The organism is Streptomyces sp. NPDC091412, from assembly GCF_044756885.1.
In the GTDB taxonomy this organism is placed as follows: Bacteria; Actinomycetota; Actinomycetes; order Streptomycetales; family Streptomycetaceae; genus Streptomyces.
The window spans coordinates 87,627-102,708 of sequence record NZ_JBIVTV010000007.1 but is presented as its reverse complement, the minus strand read 5'-3'; the positions used below and the strand labels follow the sequence as shown (position 1 = coordinate 102,708).

Genomic DNA, 15,082 nt, shown 5'->3' with positions numbered 1-15,082 from the left:
CCGCCGCGGATCCGTACTCGTCGGCGGCCCTTCTGATCGGTGATCCATCCCGCGGTCGGTCGGGATGGTCGACGGCCCGGCCTCGCTCCGCCTGCCCGTCCCTCGGCACGAATGGAAGTTCCCCGATGCCCGAATCCGTTGAGCCGGCCCAGTCCGTTCCCTGCCCCAGCCGCCCCACCCACACGGTCGACCGGGCCTTCCTCAGCATGGAACGCCGCCACCCCGACGTCCGCTGGGACGCCGGCGGCGTCGCGTATCTGAGCGGTCCGCCCCCGAGCCTGGCGGACCTCCGCGCCTACGTGGGCTTCCGTCTGGGGCGGCTGCCCCTGCTCACGAGCCGGGTCGAGGGCGGCCCACGGCGCCCCCGGTGGCGGCCGGACGCCGACTTCAGCATCGACCGGCACGTCCACGAGGTCGTCGCGGAGGGCCCCGAGGGGCGGGACGCCGCCCTGCACACCGCGCTCAACGCGTCGTTCACGCCCGGCACTTACTGGGGAGTCTGGCTGGTCCACGGCCACGCGTCCGACGAGTACGCCCTGTGCTACCGCTTCCACCATGCCTGCCAGGACGGTTCGGCCGCCGCCATGACGTTCCGCGCCATGCTGGGCGAGGGGGAGGCCTCGGCCCGCCCGGTGCCGGGGAAGGGCCGCCTGACCGGTCTGCCCCGGCGGGTGGGCACGGCCGTCGGGCTGGCCGCGAAGTTCGTGGCCGGCTCTTTCGCGGTCCGCGGTCACCGTCCGACCGTCCCCTTCGTTCCCACGGGAGAGCGGCGGTTGTGGCGGGGCCGGGTCCCGGCGGACGCCCTCCGTCGGATCGGGGCGGCACGTGGCGGATCGGCCCATGACGCGCATCTGGCCGCGCTCGGCGGGGCGTTGTCGGTCTGGTCGGCCAAGTCCGGTGTACGGCTTCCCCGGGTGACGGCGCTGCTGCCCGTGGACGCACGTCGTCCGGACGAGGAACAGACCTGGGGCAACCGCTGTTTCGCGCTGCCGCTGGAGCTGCCCGTACGGACCGCCGCGGAACGCGCCACAAGGCCTCAGGACGGCGACGCGCCCCTGCGGCGGCTGGAGCACGTCATGGCGACGACCCGGAAACTGCGGGGGGAGGCCTGGCGGCAGGCGATTCAGGACCTGGTGTGCCACATGCCGGACCGCCCGACCGAGTGGTACCTGCGAAGGATGCTCTCCCCGCGCGTCACCCAGGTCATGGCCACGTCCATGCCGGTCGCCGACAAGGGCAGCCTGGGGAACACCCAGGTGACGGGCGTCGCCCTGCTCCCCCTGCTCGTGCCCGGACATCTCTTCGGAGTGGGCCTGTCGTTCTTCGGCAGCTGGGCCGAGGTGGCCTTCGTGTCCGACCGTGCCCTTCCGCTCGGGGAGCGGCTTCCGGAACTGTGGGAGCAGGCCGTCGGTGAGCTGGAGGCGGCCGTGGCGCCGGAGTGACTGAACCGGCACCGGGGGCCGTACCCAGCGCTTGCGTGCGGCCCCCGGGCCAACCGATCGTGTCTGAGCGCCACTTCGACTTCCGCGCGGCGGCGCCCGGCCCGAGCGGAGCGGATCACACGGCGTCGGCCGCCGGGGCGGCGCCGGTCACGGCGGACTGGGCCGGGGCGGCGCCGGGTGCGCGACGCCTGCCCGCCCGGCGTTCCCGGCGGAGAGCCCTTCGGTAGGAGCGGAAGTCGACTTCGATCCCGTGGCGGTACGTGGACACGTACGTTCTGCGATGGCGGCGCCACTCACGCGCGATCGCCCGCGTCATGTCCGCCGGTGACGGCAGGGCGACCGCGCCCTCGATCAGCTCGGCGATCCATTCCGCCTGCGGTTCGAGCAGCGGGAAGGCCGCACCGGAGGGCTGCGCGAGCCCCATGAAGTAGAGCCCGGGGATGCGTGGCGGGACCGTACGCAGATAGAGCTCCGTGCGGCCGTCCGGGGCGGCGAACAGGGAGGGCTCCAGGAAGGGGAAGGAGATCTTGTACCCGGTGGCGTACACCACGGCGTCCACCGGCTCACGGCTGCCGTCCGTGAAGGCCGCCGTGTCCGGGCCGAAGGAACTGACACCGGGCTTCGGCGTGACCGCGCCACGGGACAGCTGGACGAGGAGTTCGTCGGACGTGGAGGGGTGGCGGGCGAGCGGCCCGCGGTCCGGTTCGGGGAGCCCGTAATGAGCCGGGGCACCACGGGTGAGCCGCAGGAGGAGCCGCAGCGCGGGGTCCTTGAGGAACCGCGGGACATCGGACAGCGGGCTCCACACCAGGTGGTCCGCCGGACGGCCGAGCAGCATCTTGGGGAACAGATGCGCCGCGTCGCGCGCGGACAGGAACGTCCGCGCCGCCGTGCGCGAGATCTCCGCCGCGATTTCGCACGCGGAGTTGCCCATGCCGATCACCAGCACCCGCAGACCGGCGTACGGGTCAGGGGTGCGGTAGTCGTGCGAGTGGATCGCGATCCCCTCGAACTCCTCGGCACCGGGCACGGCGGGGGCCGGGAGCCGCGGGTCCCAGTGGTGCCCGTTGGCCACCACCACCTCGGAGTAGCGCCGCGTCTCCTCGGCCGCGTCGGCGCGGCGCCGGCAGACCACCTCCCAGCCGCCGCCGTCCAGGGGCCGCACCGAAGTGACCTCCGTGCCGCACACGATGTGGCGGTGCAGGCCGAACGACGCGGCGTAGTCCTCCAGATAGGCCAGGACCATGCTGTGGTGCGGAAAGACCGGGCTGGTCTCCGGCATGGCCAGGGAGGAGAAGGACATGCTCTCCTTCGAGATGTTCGCGTGCAGTGACGCGTACACCCCCGACATGCCGTTGTCGTTGCCGTACCGCCAGAGTCCGCCGATGCCGGACCCGGCCTCGAAGCAGTCGAACGGGACGTTCCGCGAGGCGAAGACCTTGCTCGCGGCCAGGCCGGACGGGCCTGCGCCGATCACACATGTTCTCCGCATGACTGACCGACCTTCCTGGACCGGGGCGAAACCCGGGCGGGCGGACCTGCCGACACCCCGGTGCCGGCCACGCTAGCCGCCCCACCTGTCCCGAAAGCCGCTTCCGCCGGCCGAAACCGCCGCAGGCGTGACGCGGTGCGCGTCGGATTGACGCCGTGCGCCGGAACCGCTCCCGGCTCCGTTTCCCCTGTACCGCCTGCTCGTTGGGCACGAGCGGCCCGGTTCCGCCGCCGACTCGCAGGACGCGGACCGGTTCCGCGGCCATCCACCACACCTGGCACGACGGAGCAGCGCGATGGACGTCACAGATGTGCACCACTCCTACCGGCAGCACACAGTTCTACGGGGCGTCGACCTCCGGCTGCGGCCCGGAGTCCTGGCCGGGATCGTCGGGGAGAACGGCGCCGGAAAGACGACGCTGCTGAGGATCCTCTCCGGTGAACTCGGCCCGGACCGGGGAGCGGTGCGCCACAGCGGGAGGTTCGGCTACTGCCCGCAGTCGGTGGTCCTGGACGACTCCTTCACCGTCCGCCAGCACCTGGACTTCTTCCGGCACGCCTTCGGTCTCGCGGACCTTCGGCGGGCCGAGGAAGTGATGGAGACGCTGGCCTTCACCGAGTACCTCGACCAGCGTGCGGGTCTGCTGAGCGGGGGTTCACGACAGAAGCTGAACCTGACCCTCGCGCTCATGCACGACCCGGACGTACTGCTGCTGGACGAGCCCTACCAGGGCTTCGACTGGGAGACGTATCTGCGCTTCTGGGAGCTGGCGACGAGGCTGCGCGACGCCGGACGTTCGGTGCTGGTCGTCTCGCACCTGGCGTACGACATCGACCGGCTGGACGAGTTGTGGCGCCTGGAGAACGGGCGCCTCCACCGCCAGGACCGGTGCGCGGAGGTGGCGGCATGAGACGGCACTGGTCGCTGTTCACCACGGCCTCCCGGTACGCGCTGATCGGTCACGCCCGCAACCGGTTCGCGATGCTGCTCGTGGTGGTGTACATCCCCGTATGGATCGCCCTGGCCTATCTGACCATTCCCGACCGTCCGGCGCCGTTCCGGCTGCGGGCCACGGGCGAGGTACTGACTCCCCCCGGCAACCATCTCACCCAGATCACCGGCGCGCTGAACGCCGTCACCCTGATCGCCGGGTTCATGATGTTCGCCGCCACCTTCACGGGTGGTGCCTTCGACCGGCGCCTGGCCATGGCGGGGTACCCGCGCTACCACCTGGTCCTCGCCAAGCTCTCCGCGCTCACCCTCGTCTGCGCCGCCATCGCCGCGTACGCCACGGCCGCCGCCGGCTTCGCCTGGTCCCCCCGGCAGCCCCTCATGCTCGCCGCCGCGCTGTTCTGCGCCGCCCTGACCTACGGCGCGCTCGGAGTGGTCTTCGGCTCGGTGCTCCGCCGCGAGGTGGAGGGCATGTTCGCCATCCTGATGATCAGCGTCATCGACGTCGCCCTGCAGAACCCCCTGTCCAGTTCCGGGTCGGACAGCGCCGTCGTGCGCTTCCTGCCGTCGTACGGAGCCGTGCAGGCCAGCATGTCCGCGGCGTTCTCCAGCGCGCCGGTGGCCCAGGGCCTCGCGATCCAGTTGCTCTGGCTGACGGGGGCGGCACTGGCGGGGTTCATGGTCTTCCGCCGCCGTACCCGCGACGCGCTGCCACCGGGACGGGCGGCCGTGTCCTGCGGGTCCAATGATCGTTCTGTAACCGGGTGTTGATTCACCCCGAACCATCACATTCTTCATGCGAGGAGCACACCCCCATGACCCTGTCGCGTACCGTCCAGCGCACGGTCCTCACCGCGGTCCTCCTGTCCGCCTCCGCCCTGGCCTTCCCCGCCTCCGCGCAGGCGGCCCCGCTGCCGCCCGCGTGTCAGGAGGCGCTGCTCACCACCCTCGACAAGTTCCCGGTCACGGACTTCACGGTCCCCGACAAGGTCCAGAACGCCATGCTGGTCGAGGTCATGAACCTGAGCGACGCCGACCAGCAGGCCATGACCCAGGAGGCGTGCGCGGCCTGGAACAACTGGGCCACCAAGAACGGCCAGGCGGTGGCCACGGACCTGGACACCCGCTACCGGAACGCCGCCGGGCCCGCGTGCAACAAGTTCACCACCTCCGCCATCGGGACGATCAAGAAGTACGCTCCGAACATCCCGGCCCAGACAAGGGAGTTGGAGAAGGTGGCCAAGAAGGTCTGGCAGAACACCATGCAGAAGCTCTCGGTGGAGGCCACCAACGCCGACTGCCGCAAGGCCTACAACGGGGTCAAGACCGGCTGGTAACAGGACCCGGCGGACGAGGCCCTCGTCCGCCACCCTGACATTTCCGTCCGCCGTCCGACCGCCAGCCCCAGCCGGCCGCATCGAATCCGGCCGCGCCGAATCCGGCCGCCCGCAGGGGAGTCGAGGCGGTGGCCGTGGTTGATGTCGAGCACGCGCCGGTCTGGTGGACAGTCAGGTAGTCAGGGGCGGATGATCTGTGACTCCATACGTCCAGTCTGGTGGAGCACTACAGCGGTTGGGGCACGGGTAGGCAGGTAGTGGGCCAGACAGCCTATGCGGGGGGAGCGGTATGTCCGGGTGGGATGCAGTCACTGCAATAAGTGGCGCGTTCAGCGCGGTGGTTGTGACAGTCGCCTGCGGTTACGCGGCAGCTCAGGTGCGGGAGGCGAAGCACGCGCGTGCTTTGCAGTCGCTCGTGGCTCTTCACCAGGAGTATCAGGCTCCTGGGCTTCGCGTGATACGCCGGCGGATCCGTGACGGGGAGCTCGGAGACTTTGAGTCGCTGACGAAGGAAGACGCTCATGCACTTGAGGACTTGCTGCAGAAACTGGAGCTAGTTGCGTTGCTCGCCAGCCGCGGGCTTGTTCGATCAGTCGACGTGATGGAGCTGTTTCCAAGCGTTCCACTGATCATGGCCAAGGTTCGGCCTCACATAGAGCGGCGTCGCCTCACGCAGCCGTCCTATGCCAGGCATGCTCTCGCTTTGGCTGCTCAATACCCTTGATCCGTCGGTGAGTGACCTTGCGGTCTGCGGCAGAGAGGCCGCTTCCAGGGGCGCTTGAGGGGCCCTGGAAGCGGCCTCTCTGCCTTACTGGATCGCCGTTTATGCTGGTCAACGTCAGTGAGGTGATCCAGTGAGTCAGCGAATGGAAAGTCACTTCCCTTGGCGGGTCACTGAGCCTCGGTGACCGCCACCACGAACGGCGCCATCATCACTGCCGGGATACCATCCTGAATCGCGTCGCGCGTCTCGTCAATCATGGGCCACGGTCCCGCCTACAGGCGACTGCACCGGCAGGCTACTGCGAGCCTGAAGCATAGGGACAGGCTCACGAGTGGGGTCGAACCAGTCGCCGCGTTTCGTCAACAGCCGTGAGCCCGCCGATGGCCAAGGCAGGGGAGCAGGACAGCCGGCGCTAGCCAGATGCGTTTCACAATCCCCCGGGTGCGTGGCTATTCGCATCCGACGCCGTCGCCGTCTCGGTCGAGGTGCCGGCCGTAGCCGGGGTCGCCGCGGTGGACGGGTGCGGCACCAGCTGCACGGGCGACGGCGCAGTTGGCGTAGTAGGCGCTGCCCCCGCCGCCACCTCCGCTACTGCTGCTCCCGCCCCCGCCGTTGCTGCCGCTGCCGCTGCCGCTTCCGTTGTAGGCGGGCTGTGCGGTGACGGTCTCCGTAACCTCCACCTCCACGGTCTCTGTGATGGTGGGCGCAGGCTCGGGGTTGACGGCCGGTGTGGCGGTCACGGTCGCCGTCGCGGTGACCGTGGCGGTCGGCTGAGGCGTGGCCGCGGCCGGCTTGGCGTCGTCCTGCGGCTTGCTGTCGCCGGCACCGGCGCCGATGCCGAGACAGAAGGCGAGGCCGAGCGCGGGCAGCACGTACCGTTTCCGCGCCCACTTTGGCGTGGGACGGACAGGCTGCGGCGTTGTGTACGGGTTGGTCATGGTGCTCCCGAGAGGGTGATCGTGGAAGCGCTGACGGTAGCGACTCTGTGGGGGAAGTGCGGCGTTCTGGGGGCGCAGTCACCGTTTCGTGGCGCTGGTCCGTCTGTCGCCCGACACGCGCTCCGGGCGCCCTGGCAAGGGCGGGCTTACCGGTCGGCCGTACGCCGCTCGCGAGTCAGCAGCACCTCTGCACGACTGGCACGCGTCCCGTGTGCTCCAACTATCGAAAGTCTGTGTCTGGTTGTGCGCCTCGGGCGCTACCCTCCGTGCTGTTTGCGAAGTTGGTCGCGGGGCCCACCGCAGTCAGGGCGCGGCTGCTGGAAAGTCCGGGAGGACTCGAAACCTTGGGCCACGTCAACTCCGCGAAGTTCATCGCCAGGGAGCTGCCGGTGCCGCACGAGACTCATCTTCGCGGGGAGCCGGCACACGAGGTGCCGGCCATGGCACATGCACCTCGACGTCGGTGAATTGCTGCGTTCCTGGGTCCGTGCCCTTGGGGCCCGGGGCACGGCATGCGCCCCGGGCCTGTCGTTCCTGCGGGGTGACCGGCGGGATGGACCCGCCTGACGGACCGTCGTGGCCGGGAGGCGGCGGTCAGTCGGCGATGCGCAGCAGCAGCTTGCCCGTGGACGTGCGCCCGCCGATGAGCCGGTGTGCGCCGGCCGCGTCCGACAGGGGAAACTCGGCGGTGACGGGAAGGGCGACCACTCCGTCGCAGACGGTGCGCAGGGCGCGTTCGGTGAGCGCACGCAGGGCGTCGGGTGCGGACTGGGCGAGGGCGAGCACGGAGAAGCCCCCGACGGAGAGGCCCTGCGCGTACAGCTCGCCCTGTCCGGCCCGCCAAGGCTCGGCGCCGCCGGCGTTGCCGAAGGACACCAGGCGCCCGAAGACGGCCAGTGCCTCCAGGCCCCGGCGCAGCGTGTCGCCGCCCACCGGGTCCAGGACCAGGTCGACGCCCCTGCCGCCGGTCGCCCGGCGGACGTCCGTCTCGAAGGTGTCGGGCCGGAACACCTCGTCGTAGCCATGCTTGAGTGCGTAGTCGGCCTTGGTGTCGCTGGAGGCCACTCCGTACACCGCGCCGGCGCCCGCTGCCCGGGCCAGCTGCCCGACGGCCGTGCCGATGCCTCCCGCCGCGCCGTGCACCAGTACGCTTTCCCCCGCCCGCAGCCGCCCCACCTCGTGGACCAGGGCGTGCGCGGTCGGCAGCACGGTCGGCAGCGTGGCCGCGGTCCGAAGGGCCAGCCCGTCGGGCAACGGGAAGACCCTCGCGGCCTCCGCGAGTACGACCTCGGCGTAGCCGCCGCCGTCGACGAGCGCGGCGACCTCCTGCCCCGCCCGCAGACCCTCGACGCCCTCCCCGACCGCCCGGATGCGCCCGGAGACCTCCAGGCCCGGACGGTAGGGCAGCGACGCGACTCGACACCCCTCGGCACGTGCCTTGACGTCCGCGAAGTTCACCCCCGCCCAGACGGCCTCGATGGCCACCTGGCCAGGGCCCGGCTCGGGTTCCGCGGTCTGCACGATCCGTAGCACCTCGGGACCGCCGTACTCCTGGAACTCGACCGCACGCATACGCAACCCCACCCCTCCATGAGTGTTCAACCGGAAGCGAACACTAACACTGTACGATGGTCATCGAACACTGGGCGAAGGAGGACATCGGAATGTCGGACCAGACTGAAGGCGCAAGTCACCGCCCGGCGCCCGTGCACACACACCCCGACGACGTCCCGCTTCTCACCGCCCTGTCCGCGATCGCGGATCCCGTGCGCATCCAGCTGATCCGCGACCTGGCCAGCCACCCCGACTGGGCGCTCAGCTGCAGCAACTTCGACGTACCGGTCGGCCGGGCCGCAAAGAGCCACCACTTCTCGGTCCTGCGCGACGCCGGCCTGGTCGAGCAGCGCGACCAGGGCCCCAAACGGCTCAACCGGTTGCGTCGCGAGGAGTTCGACGCCCGCTTCCCCGGCCTCCTCGACCTGACCCTCCGCGGCGACGACGCCGAGTAGCAGCGGCCGGCTCCCCCACGTGGCCGTCCGCCACCGGGGCCGTCTCGGCGGCTGCTGCCGCCGGGTGCCACCAGGCCGGTGACCTCGGCGATCGCCTCCGCCGAGGGATGGAAGTAGCGCCGTACGGATCGCGTGCGGGCCGTGCATGCCAGGCAGAACTTTCTATGCGGGCGCACATGAGGTTCCCCCGGAAGCCTGCCCGGAGGATGCGCCGTCCGGGCACCGGCGATGCGGTGGAACGCCGTGTCAGTGGTCGTGTCAGGGGCGTGACAGATGGGTGTCAGGCCCGGCGGGGACGGTGGGGGCATGAACAATTCGGCGATCGCGGTTTCAGGGCTGCGGAAGGCTTATGGCGACAAAGTCGTGCTGGACGGCGTCGACTTCGATGTCGCCCCAGGATCGGTATTCTCCCTGCTCGGCCCGAACGGAGCGGGCAAGACGACGACGGTGAACGTCCTGACGACGTTGACGCAAGCCGACGCCGGGACGGTGCGCGTCGCCGGGCACGACGTGGTGACCGCGACCAAGAAGGTGCGCGCGGTCATCGGCGTGACCGGTCAGTTCGCCGCGGTGGACGAGCTGCTGACGGGCCGTGAGAACCTTCAGCTGATGGCGGACCTGAAGCGGGTGCGCTCCGCTGACCGCGTGGTCGCGGGACTGCTGGAACGGTTCGACCTGCTGGAGTCGGCGGACAAGCTGGCGTCGGCCTACTCCGGCGGTATGCGCCGGAAGCTGGACCTGGCGATGACGCTGGTGGGCAACCCGCGGATCATCTTCCTGGACGAGCCGACGACGGGTCTCGACCCGCGCAGCCGGCGCACGATGTGGGGGATCGTCCGCGAGTTGGTGGCCGACGGCACCACCATCTTCCTCACCACCCAGTACCTGGAAGAAGCCGATCAGCTCGCCGACCGGATCGCGGTGCTCGACCAGGGTCACCTGGTCGCCCAGGGCACCCCCGAGGAGCTCAAGCGCCAGGCCCCCGGCAGCCACGTCCGGCTCCGGTTCACCGACCTCTACCAACTCGGCGCGGCGGCACGGGTCCTGACCGGCGCCACACGGGACGACCAGGAACTGACCTTGCGCGTTCCCAGCGACGGTGGGTCCAAGTCGCTGCGGGCCCTGCTGGACAAGCTCGACGAACACACCATCAACGCAGCGGAGTTCTCGGTGCACACGCCGGACCTCGACGACGTGTTCCTCGCCCTGACCGGACGCGTCAGCATGAACACGAGCCCGGAGGCGATCGCGAAATGAGCAGTGTCTCGACGTCGTTCGGCGACGCGGCGATCATGCTGCGCCGCAACTTCAAGCACACGGCCCGGAATCCGGTCACAGTGTTCCAGGCGGTCCTGTTTCCCATCGTGATGATGCTCATGTTCGTCTACGTGTTCGGCGGCGCCTTCAAAGTCGAGGGAAAATACGTTGATTACGCGGTGCCGGGCCTGATGGTGATGGCCATCACCTACGGGTTGGGGCCGACCGCGGCGGCCGTGAACGGCGACATGACGAAGGGCATCATCAACCGGTTCAAGGCCATGGACGTCTCCCACGGCGCCGTGCTGGCCGGTCATGTCGTCTCCACCACGGTGCGCAGTCTGATCGCCGACGCGGCCATCATCGGCGTCGGCTTCGCGATGGGATTCCGTCCGCATGCGAGCTTCCTGCAGTGGCTCGCCGCGATCGGCATCATGCTGCTGCTCGCCTTCGCGACCAGTTGGCTCACGGTCGCCATGGGCCTGGGTGCGAAGACCGCTGAGTCGGCGGGCCTTGCCACCGTGCCGCTGATCATGCTGCCGTTCCTGAGCAGCGCGTTCGTGCCCGCCGACACGATGGGGACCGGCGTGCGGCAGTTCGCGGAGTACCAGCCCTTCACCCCGATCATCGAGACGCTGCGCGGGCTGCTGGCGGGCAACCCGTCGAGCGGCGACGCGATCGCGGCCCTCGCCTGGTGCGGCGGGCTCGCCCTCCTCGGATACGTGTGGGCGGTCTCCGCGTTCAGGAAGCGAGCGTGACCTCGACCAGTTGAGACCAGCTGGTCCGGGTGCCCTCCCGAGCCGCCTCGGCGAACCGCGTGTCGCCGAGGCGGCTCCGCACGGCCTGCTCGATCCGGGCGGTGTCCGGCTGGGAGCGGTCCTCGAGCCCGCGCACGCCGAGGCTCGCCCCGAGCAGCCGCGCGGCCTGCTCGTGCTCACCGCGGCGCAGAGCCAGGTCGGCGACCCCGACGAGTACCTGCGCGAGCAGCGGCGCGTACCCCGCCTCGGACGCCGCCTCGCAGGCTGCCACGCGGTGTGCGCGGGCCTCGCCGAGGTCGTCGGCGAGGTAGCCGAGCAGGTCGTGCGTCCCCGCGCGGACGTTCGCCCTCTCCGCTTCGTCGCCCAGCAGGGCCGTCGCGACGCCGAGTTGCCCGCGCGCCTCCGCGGCGTCGCCGCCCCACCGGGCGAGTGCCGCCTTCGCGAGGGCCAGTTCGGCCAGCGCGTCCGGCCAGGTGACCCGCTCCGCGCACCGCTCGGCCTCGGCGATGGCGGCCGCACTGGCGGCCTCGTCGCCCAGCAGCCAGTACAACTGCGCCTGCCGCGACCGCATGTGGATGACGTCCTCGATGGCACCGACCTCGGTGACGACCGCGATCGCCTGCTCGTAGTGCTCGCACGCACCGGCGAACCCGCCGCGCACGGCGGTCCGCTCCGCCAGCTCGATCAGGGCGAGCGAGATCCCGAACCGCTCGCCGAGCGCCCGGAACTCGGCGAGCGCCGTCTCCAGGTACGCGTCCGCGTTGCGCGTGTCCTGGCCGAGCACGATCCGCATCTTGCCCAGGTGCCACCGGGCCAGTGCGCGCACCCAGGGGTCCTCGTCGTCCAGCAGCGGTTCGAACGCGGACAGGGACGCCTCGGGCGCCCGCAGCAGGCGCTCCAACGCCTCGACGAGCCCGATGTGCGGATGGCGGCGCCCGCCGAGCCGGCTGAGCCGGTGCGCCTCGTGGATCCACTCCGCGGCCTGGCGCTCGTCGTTGCGCCCGGAACTCACGAACAGCACCATCAGCGCGTACACCGTGGCCCGCACATCGTCGTGCACCTCACCGGGCGTCCTGGCGGCCGCGGTGATCAGTTCGATGCCCTCGGTCCTGTGCCCGCCGAGCCACCAGTACCAGCCGGCGCCGGCCGCGAGCCGCATCGCCGCCTGCGCCTCGTCAGCCGCGAGTGCGCCGCGCATCGCGGCACCGATGTTGTCGTGCTCGGCCCCGAGCGCGGCGAGCCACTCCAGTTGCTCGGCGCGGCGCAGGTGCGGCTCCGCGGTCTCGGTGAGTTCGGTGAAGTAGGCCAGGTGTGCGTGGCGGGCCCGGTCCGATTCCCCCGCGTCCGCGAGCCGGTGCCCGGCGTACTCCTTGATCGTGCCCAGCATGCGGTAGCGCGGGGCGCTGTCGCCCTCGGTGAGCAGCAGTGACTTTTCGGTCAGCGCGGTGAGCAGATCGAGTACCTGCTCCCGCTCGACCGCGTCGCCCGCGCAGACCCGTTCGGCCGCTTCCAGACTCGCCCCGCCGGTGAACACCGAGAGCCTGCGCAGAACCATCCGCTCGGCCTCGGTGAGCAGTTCCCAGCTCCAGTCGACCACCGCGCGCAGCGTCCTGTGCCGTGGCAACGCGGTGCGGCTGCCACTGGTCAGCAGGCGGAACCGGTCGTCGAGCCGGTTGGCCAACTGGCCGATGGGCATGGTGCGCAACCGCGCCGCGGCCAGTTCGATCGCCAGTGGCATCCCGTCCAGCGCCCGGCAGACGCGCACCGCCGTCGCCAGCGTGGAGGCGTCGACCGCGAGATTCCGGCGCACCGCTCCGGCCCGGTCCCGCAGCAGCTGGACGGCGGGCGAGGACTCGATCCGACCCGGGTCCGCGTCCCCCTCCGGCAGGGCCAGCGGCTCGACCAGCCACAGCGCCTCCCCGGTGATGCCGAGCGGTTCCCGGCTCGTCGCCAGGATCCGCAGCCGCCGGCACTCTCCGAGCACCCGGTGGGCGAACACCGCCGCCGACTCGATCACGTGCTCGCAGTTGTCCAGGATCAGCAACGCCTCCCGCTCGCGGACCGCGGCGATGAGCCGGTCCGTCGGTTCCGCGTTCGGGGTCTCGCCGAGCAGGGCGTCCCGCAGGCCCAGCCCGGAGAGCGCCGACTGCGCCACGTCGCCCTCCGCCCCGATGGCGGCCAGCTCCACCAGCCAAGCCCCGTCCGGCAGTTCGCCGAGCAGCGTGCGCGCGGTCTCCGTGGCCAGCCTCGTCTTCCCCGAGCCACCCGGGCCGATCACGGTGGTGAGCCGGTGCCCGGCTATCAGCTCACGGACCGCCGCGACATCGGCGCCCCTTCCGACGAAGGTGGTCAGCTCGGCGCGCAGATTGGTCTTGCGGCTCGGCTCCCCCTGCCGCAACTCGCCCCGCAACAGCGCGACATGCAACGCGGACAGCTCCGGCGAGGGGTCGACGCCCAGCGTGTCGGCCAGGGCCTCCCTCGCGCGCTGGTACACCAGCAGCGCCTCACTGTCGCGACCGGCCGCGACGAGGGCGCGCATCAGCGCGGCGACGAGCCGTTCCCGTACCGGGTGCGCGGCCACCAGGTCGGTCAGCTCCGTGACCATCTCCGCACCGCGCCCCAGGGAGACCTCCGCGTCGACCCGCTCCTCGGTGGCGGACAGGCGCAACCCCTCCAGCCGTACGACCGCGGCGTCGAACGCGGCGCTGTCCTGAAGACCGATGTCCTGCAGGGCCGCACCGCGCCACAGCTCAAGGGCCCCGCGCAGCGGCCGCACCCGCCGGGAGGCGTCCTCGGCGCGGGCCTCGCCCGCGCCGACGAGGCGCTCGAACCGCACGGCGTCGACGGCGTCGGGCTCCACCGCCAACCGGTAGCCGTCCGTCAGCCCGTCGACCACGCCGCCCGGCAGTACCTTCCGCAGCCGGGAAACCAGGCGTTGCAGGGCGTTCGTCGCGTCGGCGGGCGGGTGCTCACCCCAGATCCAGTCGATGAGCGACGCCTTCGGGACCACATGACCCGGCTTGAGCGCGAGGGCGACCAGCAGTCCGCGCAACCGCGCGCCCGGCACGTCGACCAAGAGGCCGTCGTCCGTGCGTACCTCCAATGGACCCAGGATCCCGATCTGCACCCGCTGATTTTGCCATGGGCGTTCGGCAGGCATCTCCGGGCCGACGTTGCCGCACAGACCGATGGCCGAGCCCCGATTGCGAGGCTGGACCCTACGCCTTCCGGGCCAGTCCGGCAGCGATGAGGCGCTCCCAGACAGTGAGTTCCCGTTCGCCGTTGCCACTCCACGGGCCTTCAGCCATGTCGGGACGCCACAGGGGTGCGGGGACGATCCCGGGGTCGAGGATCTCCAGTCCGTCCAGCAGGGACTCGATCTCCTCGTCGGAGCGCCACCGTCCGCGGCCGAAGGTCCGCTGGAGGACTCCCTCGGCCTCCGCTGTCTCCGGGTTGTTGCCGGAACGGAAGTGGCTGACGAAGAAGTAGCTCCCCGAGGGCACGTGGTCGCGCCAGTAGCGGACGATCCCAGCCGGGTCCTCCTCGTCGTTGACGTGATGGAGGATGGCGCTGAACACGACGGCGACGGGGCGATCGAAGTCGATCAGCTCCAGGGTGTCCGGGTGGGTACGGACGTCCTCGGGGTTCCGTACGTCGACCGGGACGACCCGGGTCCGGTCGTTCTCCTCCAGCAACGCGCGACCGTGGACCAGCACTTGGGGATCGGTGTCGACATACACGACCCGGGACTCCGGAGCGTGGCGTTGCGCGACCTGGTGGACGTTGTCGGCGGTCGGAAGACCACTGCCCAGGTCGATGAACTGTCGTACGCCGGTGGTCGCGACGATCTCCCCGACCGCCCGGGTCAGCGCCGCGCGGTTGGCGAAGGCGATGGCCACCGAACCTGGAAGGTCACGTTTGAACACGTCGCCGATCTCCCGGTCCACGGCGTAGTTGTCCTTGCCGCCGAGCAGGTAGTCGTAGACGCGGGCGATGCTGGGCTTGGTGGAGTCGATGGAGGAGCCTTCATCCGTCATGGCGACCATCCTGCCCGCGAGGCCGCCCGCCGACCATCACTTTCAGTCGGCCCACAGCCGATCGCGGGAGATCCGAGCGCCAGTTGGCAGTCCAGACGGTCCCGCATGGGGACAGGCCGCGGCTGGTGAGCTCCTCC

Annotated in this window: 12 protein-coding genes; 7 read left to right on the top strand and 5 right to left on the bottom strand. The window is 70.8% G+C overall.

The window, feature by feature from the left end:
* The first annotated feature begins 125 nt into the window (after positions 1–125).
* On the top strand, positions 126–1,442 hold the full coding sequence (locus tag ACIQMV_RS19665; RefSeq protein ID WP_402594215.1) for a wax ester/triacylglycerol synthase domain-containing protein: 1,317 nt from the start codon (positions 126–128) through the stop codon (positions 1,440–1,442).
* A 115-nt stretch (positions 1,443–1,557) separates the two neighbouring features.
* Here the strand turns inward: ACIQMV_RS19665 and ACIQMV_RS19660 are convergent, their stop codons facing one another.
* The gene (locus ACIQMV_RS19660; RefSeq protein WP_402594213.1) at positions 1,558–2,919 is read right to left on the bottom strand and encodes a flavin-containing monooxygenase; all 1,362 of its coding nucleotides are present in this window, start codon (positions 2,917–2,919) and stop codon (positions 1,558–1,560) included.
* A gap of 310 nt (positions 2,920–3,229) precedes the next feature.
* Between ACIQMV_RS19660 and ACIQMV_RS19655 the strand changes: the two genes are divergently transcribed.
* Genes ACIQMV_RS19655 through ACIQMV_RS19645 form a run of 3 tightly spaced genes read left to right on the top strand, consistent with a single transcriptional unit; the run spans position 3,230 to position 5,222 of the window.
* Entirely contained in the window at positions 3,230–3,844 is a 615-nt protein-coding gene (locus ACIQMV_RS19655; RefSeq protein ID WP_402594211.1) for an ABC transporter ATP-binding protein, read from the top strand.
* A complete protein-coding gene (locus ACIQMV_RS19650) occupies positions 3,841–4,656 on the top strand; it encodes an ABC transporter permease (RefSeq protein WP_402594209.1) in 816 nt (271 codons plus the stop codon). The genes ACIQMV_RS19655 and ACIQMV_RS19650 overlap by 4 nt, the downstream gene beginning before the upstream one ends.
* Before the next feature lie 44 nt (positions 4,657–4,700).
* A complete protein-coding gene (locus ACIQMV_RS19645) occupies positions 4,701–5,222 on the top strand; it encodes a hypothetical protein (RefSeq protein WP_402594207.1) in 522 nt (173 codons plus the stop codon).
* A gap of 1,173 nt (positions 5,223–6,395) precedes the next feature.
* Here the strand turns inward: ACIQMV_RS19645 and ACIQMV_RS19640 are convergent.
* Positions 6,396–6,884: an excalibur calcium-binding domain-containing protein gene (locus tag ACIQMV_RS19640; RefSeq protein ID WP_402594205.1), complete on the bottom strand. Its 489-nt coding sequence runs from the start codon at positions 6,882–6,884 to the stop codon at positions 6,396–6,398.
* Positions 6,885–7,478: 594 nt separating this feature from the next.
* Positions 7,479–8,456 carry a zinc-binding alcohol dehydrogenase family protein gene (locus ACIQMV_RS19635; RefSeq protein ID WP_402594204.1) on the bottom strand — a complete coding sequence of 326 codons (978 nt, stop codon included), beginning with the start codon at positions 8,454–8,456 and terminating at the stop codon, positions 7,479–7,481.
* 92 nt (positions 8,457–8,548) lie between these two features.
* On the opposite strand from ACIQMV_RS19635, the gene ACIQMV_RS19630 reads away from it, so the two are divergent.
* The 3 genes from ACIQMV_RS19630 (at position 8,549) to ACIQMV_RS19620 (ending at position 10,908) form a co-directional block, all read left to right on the top strand.
* Entirely contained in the window at positions 8,549–8,893 is a 345-nt protein-coding gene (locus ACIQMV_RS19630; RefSeq protein ID WP_402594202.1) for an ArsR/SmtB family transcription factor, read from the top strand.
* A 306-nt stretch (positions 8,894–9,199) separates the two neighbouring features.
* Entirely contained in the window at positions 9,200–10,150 is a 951-nt protein-coding gene (locus ACIQMV_RS19625; protein WP_402594200.1) for an ATP-binding cassette domain-containing protein, read from the top strand.
* A complete protein-coding gene (locus ACIQMV_RS19620; RefSeq protein WP_402594198.1) occupies positions 10,147–10,908 on the top strand; it encodes an ABC transporter permease in 762 nt (253 codons plus the stop codon). The genes ACIQMV_RS19625 and ACIQMV_RS19620 overlap by 4 nt, the downstream gene beginning before the upstream one ends.
* Here the strand turns inward: ACIQMV_RS19620 and ACIQMV_RS19615 are convergent.
* A complete protein-coding gene (locus ACIQMV_RS19615; protein ID WP_402594196.1) occupies positions 10,892–14,035 on the bottom strand; it encodes a BTAD domain-containing putative transcriptional regulator in 3,144 nt (1,047 codons plus the stop codon). The two genes, ACIQMV_RS19620 and ACIQMV_RS19615, sit on opposite strands and share 17 nt — an antisense overlap.
* Positions 14,036–14,126: 91 nt before the next feature.
* Entirely contained in the window at positions 14,127–14,945 is an 819-nt protein-coding gene (locus ACIQMV_RS19610; RefSeq protein ID WP_401772115.1) for an SAM-dependent methyltransferase, read from the bottom strand.
* Positions 14,946–15,082 lie beyond the last annotated feature (137 nt).

Excerpts from the sequence above, each read along its gene's own strand:
- ACIQMV_RS19650 (WP_402594209.1), top strand. The coding sequence starts at position 3,841 with ATGAGACGGCACTGGTCGCTGTTCACCACGGCCTCCCGGTACGCGCTG.
- ACIQMV_RS19610 (WP_401772115.1), bottom strand. The coding sequence starts at position 14,945 with ATGACGGATGAAGGCTCCTCCATCGACTCCACCAAGCCCAGCATCGCC.
- ACIQMV_RS19645 (WP_402594207.1), top strand. The coding sequence starts at position 4,701 with ATGACCCTGTCGCGTACCGTCCAGCGCACGGTCCTCACCGCGGTCCTC.
- ACIQMV_RS19635 (WP_402594204.1), bottom strand. The coding sequence starts at position 8,456 with ATGCGTGCGGTCGAGTTCCAGGAGTACGGCGGTCCCGAGGTGCTACGG.
- ACIQMV_RS19630 (WP_402594202.1), top strand. The coding sequence starts at position 8,549 with ATGTCGGACCAGACTGAAGGCGCAAGTCACCGCCCGGCGCCCGTGCAC.
- ACIQMV_RS19640 (WP_402594205.1), bottom strand. The coding sequence starts at position 6,884 with ATGACCAACCCGTACACAACGCCGCAGCCTGTCCGTCCCACGCCAAAG.
- ACIQMV_RS19620 (WP_402594198.1), top strand. The coding sequence starts at position 10,147 with ATGAGCAGTGTCTCGACGTCGTTCGGCGACGCGGCGATCATGCTGCGC.
- ACIQMV_RS19655 (WP_402594211.1), top strand. The coding sequence starts at position 3,230 with ATGGACGTCACAGATGTGCACCACTCCTACCGGCAGCACACAGTTCTA.
- ACIQMV_RS19665 (WP_402594215.1), top strand. The coding sequence starts at position 126 with ATGCCCGAATCCGTTGAGCCGGCCCAGTCCGTTCCCTGCCCCAGCCGC.
- ACIQMV_RS19625 (WP_402594200.1), top strand. The coding sequence starts at position 9,200 with ATGAACAATTCGGCGATCGCGGTTTCAGGGCTGCGGAAGGCTTATGGC.